The organism is Ruegeria sp. HKCCD6604, assembly GCF_013110635.1.
In the GTDB taxonomy this organism is placed as follows: domain Bacteria; phylum Pseudomonadota; class Alphaproteobacteria; order Rhodobacterales; family Rhodobacteraceae; genus Ruegeria.
Window position 1 is genome coordinate 65,148 of the sequence record NZ_WVQW01000003.1, and the last position, 12,802, is coordinate 77,949.

17 protein-coding genes are annotated in these 12,802 nt (G+C 57.9%); 7 read left to right on the plus strand and 10 right to left on the minus strand.

What is annotated here, in order from left to right; all coding sequences use genetic code 11:
* Positions 1–18 precede the first annotated feature (18 nt).
* The 4 genes from pqqB to pqqE are packed head-to-tail and all read left to right on the plus strand — an operon-like array spanning position 19 to position 3,045.
* A complete protein-coding gene (gene pqqB / locus GS614_RS10340) occupies positions 19–915 on the plus strand; it encodes a pyrroloquinoline quinone biosynthesis protein PqqB (RefSeq protein ID WP_171726199.1) in 897 nt (298 codons plus the stop codon).
* Positions 912–1,661: a pyrroloquinoline-quinone synthase PqqC gene (gene pqqC / locus GS614_RS10345; protein ID WP_171118343.1), complete on the plus strand. Its 750-nt coding sequence runs from the start codon at positions 912–914 to the stop codon at positions 1,659–1,661. The genes pqqB and pqqC overlap by 4 nt, the downstream gene beginning before the upstream one ends.
* Complete coding sequence (gene pqqD / locus GS614_RS10350; protein WP_253283556.1) at positions 1,619–1,933, plus strand: pyrroloquinoline quinone biosynthesis peptide chaperone PqqD; 315 nt, start codon at positions 1,619–1,621, stop codon at positions 1,931–1,933. The genes pqqC and pqqD overlap by 43 nt, the downstream gene beginning before the upstream one ends.
* Positions 1,933–3,045, plus strand: a complete 1,113-nt coding sequence (gene pqqE / locus GS614_RS10355; RefSeq protein WP_171331252.1) for a pyrroloquinoline quinone biosynthesis protein PqqE — start codon at positions 1,933–1,935, stop codon at positions 3,043–3,045. The genes pqqD and pqqE overlap by 1 nt, the downstream gene beginning before the upstream one ends.
* 2 nt (positions 3,046–3,047) lie before the next feature.
* On the opposite strand, the gene GS614_RS10360 is transcribed toward pqqE, so the two are convergent.
* The 7 genes from GS614_RS10360 to GS614_RS10390 are packed head-to-tail and all read right to left on the minus strand — an operon-like array spanning position 3,048 to position 8,221.
* Entirely contained in the window at positions 3,048–3,644 is a 597-nt protein-coding gene (locus GS614_RS10360; protein ID WP_171726200.1) for an ABC transporter ATP-binding protein, read from the minus strand.
* A complete protein-coding gene (locus tag GS614_RS10365) occupies positions 3,641–4,390 on the minus strand; it encodes an ABC transporter permease (RefSeq protein ID WP_171726201.1) in 750 nt (249 codons plus the stop codon). Before GS614_RS10365 ends, GS614_RS10360 begins: the two co-directional genes overlap by 4 nt.
* Positions 4,391–4,396: 6 nt before the next feature.
* Complete coding sequence (locus GS614_RS10370) at positions 4,397–5,362, minus strand: ABC transporter substrate-binding protein (RefSeq protein WP_171331247.1); 966 nt, start codon at positions 5,360–5,362, stop codon at positions 4,397–4,399.
* Positions 5,363–5,382: 20 nt separating this feature from the next.
* The gene (locus GS614_RS10375) at positions 5,383–5,631 is read right to left on the minus strand and encodes a PepSY domain-containing protein (protein WP_171331245.1); all 249 of its coding nucleotides are present in this window, start codon (positions 5,629–5,631) and stop codon (positions 5,383–5,385) included.
* A gap of 15 nt (positions 5,632–5,646) precedes the next feature.
* The gene (locus GS614_RS10380; RefSeq protein ID WP_170346824.1) at positions 5,647–6,084 is read right to left on the minus strand and encodes a hypothetical protein; all 438 of its coding nucleotides are present in this window, start codon (positions 6,082–6,084) and stop codon (positions 5,647–5,649) included.
* A gap of 19 nt (positions 6,085–6,103) precedes the next feature.
* Positions 6,104–7,075: a YVTN family beta-propeller repeat protein gene (locus GS614_RS10385; RefSeq protein ID WP_171726202.1), complete on the minus strand. Its 972-nt coding sequence runs from the start codon at positions 7,073–7,075 to the stop codon at positions 6,104–6,106.
* 12 nt (positions 7,076–7,087) lie between these two features.
* A complete protein-coding gene (locus tag GS614_RS10390) occupies positions 7,088–8,221 on the minus strand; it encodes an ABC transporter substrate-binding protein (RefSeq protein ID WP_171205979.1) in 1,134 nt (377 codons plus the stop codon).
* A 366-nt stretch (positions 8,222–8,587) separates the two neighbouring features.
* Between GS614_RS10390 and GS614_RS10395 the strand changes: the two genes are divergently transcribed.
* From GS614_RS10395 to GS614_RS10405, 3 genes are read left to right on the plus strand one after another with little or no spacing between them, the layout of a single operon-like run.
* Positions 8,588–9,127, plus strand: coding sequence for an SRPBCC family protein (locus GS614_RS10395; RefSeq protein ID WP_171726203.1), 540 nt, complete (start codon positions 8,588–8,590; stop codon positions 9,125–9,127).
* Entirely contained in the window at positions 9,114–10,058 is a 945-nt protein-coding gene (locus tag GS614_RS10400; RefSeq protein WP_367396974.1) for a YncE family protein, read from the plus strand. The genes GS614_RS10395 and GS614_RS10400 overlap by 14 nt, the downstream gene beginning before the upstream one ends.
* On the plus strand, positions 10,055–10,873 hold the full coding sequence (locus GS614_RS10405) for a quinoprotein dehydrogenase-associated SoxYZ-like carrier (protein WP_171726204.1): 819 nt from the start codon (positions 10,055–10,057) through the stop codon (positions 10,871–10,873). Before GS614_RS10400 ends, GS614_RS10405 begins: the two co-directional genes overlap by 4 nt.
* Before the next feature lies 1 nt (position 10,874).
* Here GS614_RS10405 and GS614_RS10410 read toward each other — a convergent pair whose 3' ends face one another.
* The 3 genes from GS614_RS10410 to GS614_RS10420 are packed head-to-tail and all read right to left on the minus strand — an operon-like array spanning position 10,875 to position 12,755.
* Positions 10,875–11,429 (minus strand): PQQ-dependent catabolism-associated CXXCW motif protein, encoded by a 555-nt coding sequence (locus tag GS614_RS10410; protein ID WP_171726205.1) that lies wholly within the window; start codon positions 11,427–11,429, stop codon positions 10,875–10,877.
* Positions 11,426–12,268, minus strand: a complete 843-nt coding sequence (locus GS614_RS10415) for a substrate-binding domain-containing protein (RefSeq protein WP_371809394.1) — start codon at positions 12,266–12,268, stop codon at positions 11,426–11,428. Before GS614_RS10415 ends, GS614_RS10410 begins: the two co-directional genes overlap by 4 nt.
* On the minus strand, positions 12,252–12,755 hold the full coding sequence (locus GS614_RS10420) for a c-type cytochrome, methanol metabolism-related (RefSeq protein WP_171726207.1): 504 nt from the start codon (positions 12,753–12,755) through the stop codon (positions 12,252–12,254). Before GS614_RS10420 ends, GS614_RS10415 begins: the two co-directional genes overlap by 17 nt.
* Positions 12,756–12,802 lie beyond the last annotated feature (47 nt).

Consider the following 12,802-nt stretch of genomic DNA (forward strand, 5'->3'; position numbering starts at 1 on the left):
CGCAAGCGCCAACAATAGATGACGTTGCGCGCGATAATACTAGGGGCCGCTGCTGGTGGCGGCCTTCCGCAATGGAATTGCGGATGTGAAAACTGCAATCTGGCCCGAAGCGGACATATTCCGGCGCAGACGCAATCATCACTCGCGGTCTCACCCGATGGCAAGAACTGGGCCATCCTGAACGCGTCTCCGGATATTCGAACGCAGCTTGGCAATACGCCCGTCCTGTATCCGACCGGGTTGCGAGAGGTGCCGATTCAATCGGTGCTGGTGACGAATGGTGACATCGACCATGTGGCTGGCTTGCTGACGCTGCGTGAGATGCAACCATTCACGCTGTTTGCAACCCAAAGCATTCAGGACGTCATCGCGCAGAACCCGATTTTCGACGCCTTGAACGCCTCGGTCGTGACTCGCGCGCCGATCTCGTTGAATCAGACGTTCGATCTGGTACCCGGCTTGCAGGCAACATTGTTTTCGGTGCCCGGCAAAGTGCCTCTGTATCTAGAAGGGGAACATGTCGAAACCGAATTGGTTGGCGAACAAACCGTCGGGGTGGCGCTGAGCGCGCAGGGGAAGACGGCATATTACATACCGGGCTGTGCCGCGTTGACGCCCGAGCTGCGCGCCCGGCTTGACGAGGCCGATCTATTGTTTTTCGACGGCACGCTTTGGCACGACACGGAAATGGTGCAGGCCGGGCTGGGTCAGAAAACGGGCAAGCGCATGGGCCATATGTCGATGGACGGCCCCGATGGATCGATCGCTGGTTTCGCCGATATGAAAATCGGGCGGAAAGTGTTCATCCACATGAACAACACCAATCCGGTTCTGCGCCCCGACAGCGCCGAGAACGCCCAGGCACGGGCGAAAGGCTGGACGATAGGCCAGGATGGCATGGAGATAACGCTATGACCCAAAGCCGCAAAGAGTTCGAGGCGCGACTTCGTCAGATCGGAGCCGAGCGTTACCACGACCTTCATCCGTTTCATCATCGCCTGCACGGTGGTCAATGCACGCCTGACGAAGTGCGGGCCTGGGTGATCAACCGCTACTATTATCAGCATTCCATCCCGATGAAGGACGCCGCCTTCATGTCGCGTGTAGAAGATCCTGCGCTGCGCCGAGCCTGGCGGTCGCGGATCGAAGATCATGACGGCACGGAAGACAACGAAGGTGGTATCCGGCGCTGGTTGCGACTGGCCGAAGCAGTCGGTCTTGATCCGGACTATGTCGCTTCATGCGACGGCGTATTGCCTGCCACCAGATTTGCGGTGGATGCTTACGTGCGATACGTCCGCGAAAAGTCGTTGCTGGAAGCGGTTGCGGCCTCACTCACAGAACTGTTTGCTCCCAAGATTCACGCCAACAGGATCGAAGGCCTGCTTCGGCATTACGATTTTGCGGATGACAGCTCACTTGCCTATTTCCGCAACCGCCTGAAAGAAGCCCCCAAGGATGTGGCTTTTGGTCTGGCATGGGTATTGGATCATGCCGACACCGCAGAAAAACAGGACGCGGCAGCCAAGGCACTGATATTCAAGACCGATGTCCTCTGGTCGCAGCTGGATGCCCTGTGGGGTGCCTATGTCGAACCTGCCCGAATTCCTCCGGGGGCATGGAAGCCGGACACCGGTTTACGGATGCGGCAGGCGTCGTGATGTTGGCGCAGGAGGTCCCCTTGCTGCCGCGTGGTGTCCGCATCCATTTCGATTCCGTGCGGGAACAATGGGTTCTGCTGGCACCTGAACGGGCCGTGACTTTGGATCAGATCGGACATGCAATTCTGAGCGAAGTAGACGGCCAACGCAGCTTTGGTCAGATCACCGCAAGACTGTCCAGGAAATACAACGCCCCGGAAGAACAGATTGTCGAAGACAGCTCGGGGTTTCTGGATGCCCTTCGGGTGCGTCGCTTTCTGGATGTCATCTGATGCAGGTAAAACCCCCTCCCCCAATTGCCATGCTGGCCGAGCTGACGCACCGATGCCCATTGTCCTGCCCTTATTGCTCCAACCCAGTCGAAATGGCCAAACTCGACAGTGAAATGGATGCTGAAACCTGGGCACGTATTTTCAAGGAGGCGGCGGCGCTTGGTGTCTTGCAATTGCATCTGTCAGGTGGAGAGCCCGCATCCCGCCGCGATCTGGCTGCGCTGGTCAATGCCGCGCGTGAGGCCGGGTTGTATACCAACCTGATCACGTCGGCGATCGGCCTGTCCGAGCGACGCCTGCATGAACTGGACGACGTCGGCCTGGACCATATCCAGCTTTCTCTTCAGGGCACTGACGCCGCGATGGCGGATAAGGTAGGCGGCTATCGGGGTGGGTTTGACCGCAAGATGAAAACGGTCGAATGGATCAAGAAGATCGGGTTTCCGCTGACCCTGAACTTCGTGCTGCACCGTCACAATGCCCACCAGCTGCCGCGGGCGCTGGAACTGGCGCGCGAAATGGGAGCACGACGGATCGAGGTTGCAACGGTACAGTTCCACGGCTGGGCCTTGCGGAACAGGGATGCCTTGATGCCGACGCGGGAACAGGCGCAACAGGTGACGCGACAGGTGGCCGAGGCCAGGAAAAACCTCAAGGGGCAACTGGTCATCGATTATGTTCCGGCGGACTATCATGATGACTATCCCAAGCGATGCATGGGCGGTTGGGGCACAACCGGGCTGAACGTGGCGCCAGACGGTCAGGTTCTGCCTTGCCATGCGGCACAGTCCATCCCGCATCTGACATTTGACCGGGTACAGGACAAACCGCTTGCGGATATCTGGTACAGTAGCAGCGCGTTCAATGCGTATCGCGGAACGGAATGGATGTCGGACCCGTGCAAAACCTGCGAACGCAAAACCATTGATTTTGGCGGCTGCCGCTGTCAGGCCATGGCCGTTATCGGAGACGCAGGCGCCACCGATCCGGTTTGCATAAAATCACCCCATCATCAGACCCTGCAAAACCAGGCAAACGAACATGCCGCCAAAGCGGATGCGCCCTTCATGTATCGAACCGCACCCGGTGCCGCGAGAGAGCCTGCGGAATGACCCTAACCCAGAACGGCCCCGTCTGGCCCGGCTACCAGGTTCAGGATCCGGTCGGAAAGACGCTGTGCTTCGGGTTTGGAATGCGTCACGAACAGGGTCGCCGGGCGATGCCGCGCGATGAGGTCCTCGGTCAGGGTCAGCATCGTCTCGGCCGTTTCGGAATCCAGTGATACAAAGGGCTCGTCCATAATCAGAAATTCAGGCTTCCCGGCAAAGGCGCGCGCCAGAGAAAGCCGGCGCTGCTGACCCAGTGACAACTGGCCGGGAAACAAATCTCCCTTTCCGTCCAAACCCACGTCAGTCAGCGCGGCGTCGGCCTCAGCCTGCGACAGGTCGCCATGAATCAGGGTAAGATTGTCGATAGCCGAACGCCATGGCAGCAAAGTGGGTTCCTGAAACACAATGGCCAGTCGATCCGGCCGCACGATCTGGCCTTCGAAATCCGGGTCAATGCCTGCCACCAATCGCAGCAGCGTCGTCTTTCCAATGCCCGATGGACCGGTCAGCGCGACCGTTTCCCCGGCGGCGATGTCAAATGCAATGGGGCCTAGGACGGCGTGGTGTTCAAAGCGCTTCTTCCGGATGTCAATTCGGATCATGCAGTTCTCCACCGTCGAGCGTTCCGCTCCAAGGGTTGAAGAACCAGCCATTCGACAACCAGCATGACGGCAATGAACGAAAATGCATAGACCAGCACCATTGCCACATCAAACAGCTGAAAATACAAGTGGATTTGAAACCCGACTCCGGATGAGCGCCCAAGAAACTCGACCACGAGCACGATCTTCCAGATCAAAGAAAGCCCGGACCGCGCAGCAGCAGCGATAAACGGGGCAAGCTGCGGCAGGATCACATGACGCTGTCGCCTTTGCCACGGCATCCGGTAGACCCGTGCCAACGCATCCAGATCCGGGCTCAGCGCCCTGCCGCCCTCTCGGAGGATCGTCGCGACATTGGGAATTTTGTTCAGCGTAACCGCCGTGATCGCCGCAGCTTCGGTCAAACCGATCCAGAGGTAGCACAGCACGATCAGAACCAGCGCGGGCAGGTTCAGGAAGACAACCAGCCATGGATCAAGCCAGCGGTTCAGCGCATCCGACCGCCCCATGGCCAGGCCAATGATCGTTCCCAAAGTCATTGCCAGCACGAACGCCCAGATCACGCGTGACAGGGTCGCGCCAAGGCTGCGCAGCAACTCTCCTGACGCAAGCTCTTGATGAAACCGGGGGATCAGGTCCCAAGGTTGCGGCAGAATCTGAGGGTCTGCGGTCAGCGACGCCGCAACAATCCACAACGCCACAAGGCCTGCGATGGACAAAAGCGGCGTGAGTCGCACGTTTTGCATCTGATCCTATTCCACGTCAGCAAAAAGACCCTGTGGCACTGTCGTCGCAGCGCCCACCAGCTCAGCCCCGCCCAATTCGGCCATAAGTTCCAGCATCTTGTTGGCCGCGACCGCATCGACCGGGCGACGATCGGGAATACCGGCGATCCAATCGAGCCTGAGTTGTTCAAACTGTGCATCAGACTTGACGTTCATCCGCGGTCTGATCGCCTCCCATGCCTCGGGCGAATTGGCCAGCAGGTCCTTGGCGTCGCGGCTGGCGGCAAACAGGCTTTGCGCAAGGTCGGGGTGTTCGTTCAGAAAACTCTGTTTCAGGTAATAGCCCAGCAAGGGCGTATTTGTGTCGAGCCCCAAAGCCTGCCCGGCTTCCTCAACCGAGATCAGCTCTTTCATGCCGGACGCTTTCATCTTGGCCAGGAAATGCCAGAAATTGATTGCCCCGGCATAGTCGCCGTTCAAAGCAGATTTGAAGATCAGCGGGGGCGCACCGAACACCTGTTCGGTGTCGGCTTTCAAGTCCATCCCGTATTCTTTTGCTGCATAGGCGCGCAAAATCAGCCAGGATTTATCCAGCGGACCACCCGCGATGCCGATCTTGCCGCCCGCCAAATCCTTCAAGCTGGTTGCCGGGCTGTCAGCGGGCACAACGACGCCGCCCACGGCTTTGGAATAAGGGATGAACACATAGTCCTTACCGGCAGCCCTTTGACGAGCAACCCAAATCCAGTCGGCAACCGCCAAATCCGCCTCATCCCCCTCGACCGCGATACGCGTTGCGCCATTGTCGGCAAATGGTTGAACATCAAGGACAAAGCCATGTTTCCGATCCAAGCCGTTCCGGCGAATGGTCTCCAGTTCCCAATTCACCGTTCCGATCTTGAGTACGGCCGCGCGAATGGTCGGCAGGGTCTCGGCTGCCAAAGCCCCCGAACTGAGTGCAAGTGCAAGGCAGGCGGCAAGAAGTTTGGTCATGACCCGATCCCTTTTATTCGCTATTCCGCCTTTCGGCTGACTTCATTCAAATCCTTGTCCAGCTTGATATCGAACTGGTTGCCGCCCTTGCAGATGACGTCATCCAGATCATAGCCATCATCTTCAACCTCGATGTCATCCGGGTCCATCTGGCACTCGACAGAGGCAAGATAGGCTTCGATCTTTTCCACCGTTTCCGCGTCAATGTCGTCGGCGAAAGCCGGGGCCGCGAGAAGCCCGACGGTTATCAAAACTCCCATATTTTTCATGTACCTATCCCTTCTCTATTGAATACTAACCGTGATGCGTTGCGTTTCGCCGGTGGACCCGGGGATGCGAATTTCATGACTGCCGGGTTTGATTGCGATGAACGACAATTCAGCCACGCCGGCCTTGTCAAACTCGATGCTGTCCACCGCCATCGGACGGATCTCGATCTTGTTGATCACGATCTCGTTCATCCAGATCGCGCGAAAGAACGATGGCCCCTCGATGGCCAGTTCCGCTGACCCGTCAGCGGTGATCTCAAGCTTGTAATACGCGCCGGATTGCAGAACCACGTCTTCACCCAGGGGTTGCCCCGAAGCAAGCGTCAGCTTGATGGTTTCCCCACGGTTGCATTTCGCCAGAAGCCCGGCAAATCCCAGATCGTCACACAGCGGCGCCGCCGATACTGGCCCACCCAACGCCGCAACCATCGCTGCAATCACTAGTTTCTTCATTCCCGTCCCTCCCAGAACTTCAGTCAATGGTCACCACGCCCCAGGGCTGTTGACCGACCTGTACTGACTTGATGGCTTTCTCTGCGGCCACATCAATGATTGTGATGTCGTTTGAATTACCATTTGTGGTCAGCAGGTATTTTTCGTCCGGCGTGAAATCCAACTGCCAGACCCGCTGCCCCACCAGTATATAGTCCAGAACTTCAAGGCTTTGCGCGTCAACAACGGCGACCCGGTTTGCAGGCCCCAAAGCAACGAACAGGCGTTTGCCGTCCGAAGTCACCTTGGCACCAACGGGCTGCAACCATTCCGGCTGCACGCCCGCCACTTCGAAGCTGATTTTGCCGACAACCGTCGGCGTTCCGTCTTCTGCAATGTCCATGACAGTGACGGTTCCACCGATTTCCGATGTCACGAACAGGCGCTTTCCATCCGCTGTATACTGGGCATAGCGCGGGCGCTGGTCCACCAGGACATTATGCTTGATGGAATAATCCTCGGTGGAAATGAAATGCGCCATGTTGGTGGTCTCGGACGTGTTGACCACGAATTTGGCGTCGGGACTCATTCCCATGCCTTCGGGTTCGACACCTACTGGAATTTCGGCCAGAACGGTGCGGGTTTCGGTGTCTGTGACCGTCACCAGATTGTCGTCTTCATTGGCGATATAGAGCCGCTTGCCCGAGGGTTCGAGAATGAAAAGTTCGGGGTCTGGACCAGAGGGCAAACTGGGAAGTTCCTCATAGGTCTCTGTATCAAACACCCGGATGATATTGTCATCCGAGGCACAGACATACAGCGTGCCGCCATCCGGGCTGACGGTGATCCCACGCGGTCGATTGCCGCCTGGAAATTCGGTGATCACTTCCCAGGTTTCGGTCTCAACCACGGTAATGGTATTGCCCCGCTCGTTCGAGACAAAAGCCTTGCCCGCAAACACGGGACCCGCAGTCAGCGCAGCACAGGCAACGGTCAACAACAGTCGTTTCATCAATACCTCCGGTTACTCGAATGCGCGACAGCTGGATTCCGCCCGATCCAACCCCATCGTATCGAGCGGTGAGACCTGGTGCAGAAACCCCTCTTGCGGACTGACGCTGACAGTGATCGACCCGTCATACAGAAGGATCGGCTGACGCAACTGCCCGTTCCAATCGCGGAATGTCACTTTCTGTCCTTTGAATGCGGCAAGCTCAAACTCGTCCGATAGAGCATAATCCCGAACACCTTCGGGCTCTGCCGTACTGGCACGGGTCACGGCCTCGCCGATCACGCGCAGTGCAAGCCAGGTGTTGTAGTCTTCGGGGCGGACATAGCGCCCTGTCAGATCCTCGAAACGGGTCTGGAACTGGGTCGCGCCCCATGCCTCATGTGCGCCGTGAAACGTCGTCGGACGCAAGCCGCCTGAACCCATCACGGGGCGTGGGGTCCAAAGGTGATAGGACAGATACCGCGCAAAATAATCGGTTTCGTCCGCGGCAATCACAACGTCATGATCTCGCGCATCTTGCGTGTCCAATGGCAATTGGCGCTGAACAAGAACATGACCGGAATCCGTTCTGCGAGATCCCCCGGTATCCGCAAAGGTCCGATCTTCGGCAATCTTCGCGCCGAACTTGTTCGCTGCACGGCGATACGCGTCCGCGAGCTTGACATCCTCGGGGTTGGATCCGGCCAACAGGAACCAGTCGCCCCATTTCTTCCAGACGGCAAACTGAGCAACCGCATCGGCGTTCATGGCGCGGGACGGGGCGATATGAAGCAGGTTGCCCCGGCAGTTTGCGTCGCGAAGATCGACATCAGGCGCGGACACGTTGAAGACAAGCGCCCCGGACTCTGCCGCCTTGTCCGTCAGGCGCAACATGTCCGGCGCCTTGGCCAAAAGGACGATCAGGCGCACGCCTCCGGCAAGGATCCGGTCCATTGCGGCGTCAGCCTCTTCCGGCGGAGCGGCCATCGTGATGGTCTCATAGGTATGTCCCAGAAATCCGCCCGTGGTTCCGTTATCCTCATCCCCAAGCGCGGCACCAGCAAACCCCAGATCGTCCGGTTTCAGATCATAACGCGAGATCGGCAGAAGCGACGGATAGTCGATCCGCAGCACCGCAGCCTTTACATCGAGCGCCGCCGCGGTCATCGCGGATGCACACCAAAGAAGCGCCGCAAGCAGCGGCAGCAGGCGAATATTCAAGATGTCCTCCCGTTGCCTGAAAGTCAGAGTTCAGGTTGAAACATCCGGGGCATAGCGCCCCGAAAAACGGAACCGATACTTTTGGCCGTGTTGTAAAACAAAGCCTATCAGCTTCATCATTGAGCTCGATTCTTATTTTATAAGAATGCGCGTATATGGTTGATCTTGCTTCGGTTTCCCGCGACACCCGCCGATTTTTCAAGGGGTGTGACGGGTGACCGTCAACGTGCGCTCGCACGTCAGGTCTGACAAAAGAAACGCCGCAAGCGCGCGGCGTGTGCAAACGCTCTGCGCATTCAGGGAGGACATGGAATGAATCGACGTTTTCTTCTTGCCGCAACCACCGCTCTGCTGGTTCCGGGTCTGGTTTGGGCCCACGGGCCGACCCGGCAGAAAGTCACGCTGACTGCCGAGGTCGCAGCCTCACCAGAGGAAGTCTGGGCTGTTGTCGGGAACTTTGATGACATGTCGTGGCATCCGGCTGTGTTTGCGACCGAAGGAAACGGCGGCAATAAGATTGATGCGACCCGATTGCTGACACTTGGCCAGGAAGGCGGTCCGAAGATCAATGAAATACTGTACAAGTACAGCGCAGAAAAAATGAGCTACTCCTACCGGATCACCGAAGTCGCGGTAGAGGTGCTGCCTGTCACCAACTACTCGTCGCATCTGACGGTAAAACCGCGCGACGGAGGTGGTTCGATCATCGAATGGCGCGGTGCCTTCTATCGCGGGTATCCAAACAACGATCCTCCGGCCGAGTTGAATGACGAAGCCGCCATTGCCGCCGTGACCGGCGTCTATCAGGCGGGTCTCGACGCGTTGATCGAGCGGTTCGGTGCGGCAAGTTAGCCACCCGCTGATGTTGTTTTTGGCGTTCTCTGGCTGCCCGACACTGGCACAGACAGCATTCATCACCTGTCAGAACGGTGAGGAACTGAGCCGGATAGATCTTGCGAGGATGCAGGAAACGGCCCGCTGGCCACTACCTGGCAAGCCTGCGGGTGTGGCGGTTGGTCTGGATGAAACGCTGTTCACCGTATCCCCGGACAGCAAGATGGTCAGGCGTTTGTCTGCCGAGACCGGTGAAACGGTCGCGCAAGTCACGCTTGAAGGGGGGCCGATTGGAATCGCTCTGGATCAGGATCGCGGGCGGGTTTTCGTCTCGGACTGGTACAACGCCCGACTGTGGGTGCTGGACAGTGAAACTCTGAAAGTTCAATCCGAGTTGCCCACCGGAGCCGCCCCGGCGGGTATTGCGATATCAAAAGACGGGCGTTTTCTGGCGTCGGCCGACAAGGACGCGGACCAGGTGTCGGTTTTCGATGCCGACACTCTTCAGCCTCTGCACCGCAGCCCGGTTGGTTCACGCCCCTTCGGCTTGCGTTTTGACCCGGATGGGCGTCTGTTCGTCGGCAATGTCGGCAGCAATGATGTCAGCGTGGTCGATGCGGAAACCGGCTCCGTCGTCGCAACGGCCCCGGTCGGGGAACGCCCTTACGGCATCGCCTTCGCCCACGGCCGGGCGTTTGTTACGAACCAATATGCCAATACGCTCAGCGTCATATCTCTGGAGACGCTCGAACATGAGGCCGTGATTGATGTTGGAGAATACCCCGAAGGCATTGATGCGACGGCGGGCGAAGATCTTCTGGTCATTGCAAACTGGTTCGACAACACCGTCAGCATCGTGGACCCGCAGGCACTGTCGGTGTTAGAAACAATGGCAACCTGTGATGGGCCCCGTGCCTTTGGCAGGTTCCTGCAAGGAGGAAGACCATGAAAGTTTCTCATCTGATTGCAGTCCTGTTCTGTGTGCTGGCGGCTCCGGTTTGGGCATCCAACGAGGCATGGGAAAATGTCCGAGCGATGTTGTATGGCGACCGACCGATGCAAAACGGAGATGCGTTCATCGCGATTGATGCCCCCTATCGCACGCCCGACGATGCGCGGGCTCAACTGGCGGCTCAGGTTGCGGCCCCTCGGGGGACGAAAGTGGCCAAGGTGACTTTGGTGCTGGACGAAAACCCGATGCCGGTTTCTGCCGTGTTCGAGTTGGAAGAACCATTGCCGAGTTTCTACTTCGACGTGACCATGCGCGTGAACGGCCCGACGCCGATGCATGTCATCGCCGAAACCACGGATGGCCGCCTTTGGGTTTCAGAAACTTTCGTCAAAACCTCGGGTCTTGGCGCCTGCGCGGCACCTCCCGGAACTGATCCGGAACTGGCGTTGGCAAACCTTGGAACGATGGAGGCCGAACTGGTGGGCCGCGTCCCTGCGTTGAACACACGGGCACGATTGTCCAGCTTGGGGGCGAACCGGGCCAACAAGATGGATCTGAACATTGATCACCCGTCGCATTCCGGAATGCAGATGGATCAGATTTCCCTGCTGTTCATCCCGATGCGATATGTAGAGACCGTGGATATCGATCTTGATGGCGCGGGGTATGTCCAGATGACGGGGTCGATTTCACTGTCCGAAAATCCAAGGGTCGGCATTTCCGTTCCAAGCAGGGCGCAAGCAGTTGACGTGACCATGACGGATACGGACGGCACGGTCAGTCATTTACACAAAAAACTGGCAGGTTTTTAGATCAGCCGCCTCCGGCAACGGGTTGGCCCGGGGCTGGCTCTACCCGTTCCAGCGGATAGCCCCACAAGGCCCAGCCGTCGGTACCTTCCGGGAACCAATAGACTTTGGTGTATCCCCATTCGATTGCGCGTCGGGCGGCATTCCAGCTCATCCAGCAGTCTTCCAGACAAAAGAACACGAGACCGTGGTTGATATCGCCATTGGTGCTGGCTTCTAGGCCGGTTCGAAAATAGTCTGCCGTAACATCGGCAATTGCGCCGTAGCCGACATTGGGCAACCACAGTGATCCCGGAATGCTGTCGCGCGGCTTGTCGCGCCAGATCGTGCCTTCGGGCAGATTGGCCGGTTTGGGCGGCTGCGGCAAAACGTCGATGAACGCGACGCTTTGTTCCTGCCACAGGCCGTGCGCCTCTTCCGGGCCGATGACCGTCCCGCCGGTTATCTGATCCGGCACCGGCGCGCGGTAGTGATCCATGCGATAATCACCTGGTTCGGAAACTGTCTGCGCTATTGCGGCAGTCGAGATCAACGCAATTGCCACCGTTGTCCGTATCATTGAGACAGGTCCAGAACCTCGGTCCCCAGATCATTCACCAAGGGAACACCAGCCTCGGCCAATAACGAATTGATCTCGTCCTGGTTGCGCCGGATCAGGGAATTCAGCTGTCTCTGCCATACCTTCTCACCCTGCCGCACGCCCATGGTGATGCGATAGAACAGGCGCGGCGGCAGCTCTTCTTTGACCAGTGGGATCACCTTGAAATCAGGATAGTCCGCCTTGACCAGTGGTCCGCCCAGCGGGCCCCAAAGAATGGCCGCATCGATCTCACCTGTTTGCAGGTCATCCAGCATGTCGATGGCCGGGCTTTCCACACGTCGGTCAACGAAGAGATTATAAGGCTTGGCCTGCCCGATCAGCCCGTTCCGCGCCATATGAGCCGCAGGCGGTGTACCCGCCACGATCCCGATCCGTTTCCCCTTGAGCATGGGATCGTTCAGCCTGTCCACCTGGGCCAGATCACTGTCCATCGGCACGATCAGCGCATAGGCGGACGTGTAGTAGTGGTTGGTGTTCTGCACCAGCTCATGACCTTGCGCATAACCGATCACCACATCGCAACGTTTGGCGGCCAGCGTTTTCCGTATGAAGCCCGTCGCCTGCGGAAACCAGACATATTGCACAGGCAGTTCCAGCTTTTCGGCAATCAATTCGGCCAGTTTGTTTTCATATCCCGATCCATCCTTGGATGACACGGGATAGTTGGCTGGATCCGCACAGACGCGAAAAGCCGTTCTTGAAACCAGGTCAGACGTCTGCGCCGACACGGGCACTGCCTGACAAAGCCAGACGCAAAGTCCGAAAATCGGCAGGCAGGCCTTAGCCCATACACGCATCTTCATCCTCGCGGATCACGTCAGATTTCGCCTCTTTCTTGGGCGGGCGGCCACGCGGGATCGCGCCCGATCCATGGGCTTTGAGATATACATAGATATCATCAAGAAAGCACATCACATTCGGGTTGTCGCCAAATCCCGGCATCACCGAGTTTTCAGCGGCGTTCACCACCTGGCGGCCATTGGTGACGATATCAACGAAGTCGTAATAATCCATTTCCAACGCTGAGTTTTTCAGAGCCGGCGCATAGGTCGAGCCCTCGCCATCCGGGCCATGACAGACATGGCATTCTGCGTGATAGCGCCGGAAGCCTGAAAATGTCATCCAGTCCACGGTTCCATCCTCGGCCACGTTGAATGTCGGGATATCGTCTTCGGTGTAATACCGTCCATCTTCGGAATACGCGACTGCCAGATTGTCGGCAATCGCGGCAACAGGAAGGCAAGATGCAAGAATTGATGCCAGAAGACGTACAGAATGGTTCATGGAACGCTCGTTTCTTTTCAAGTGAAAACCGGCGCAGTCCGATTGAA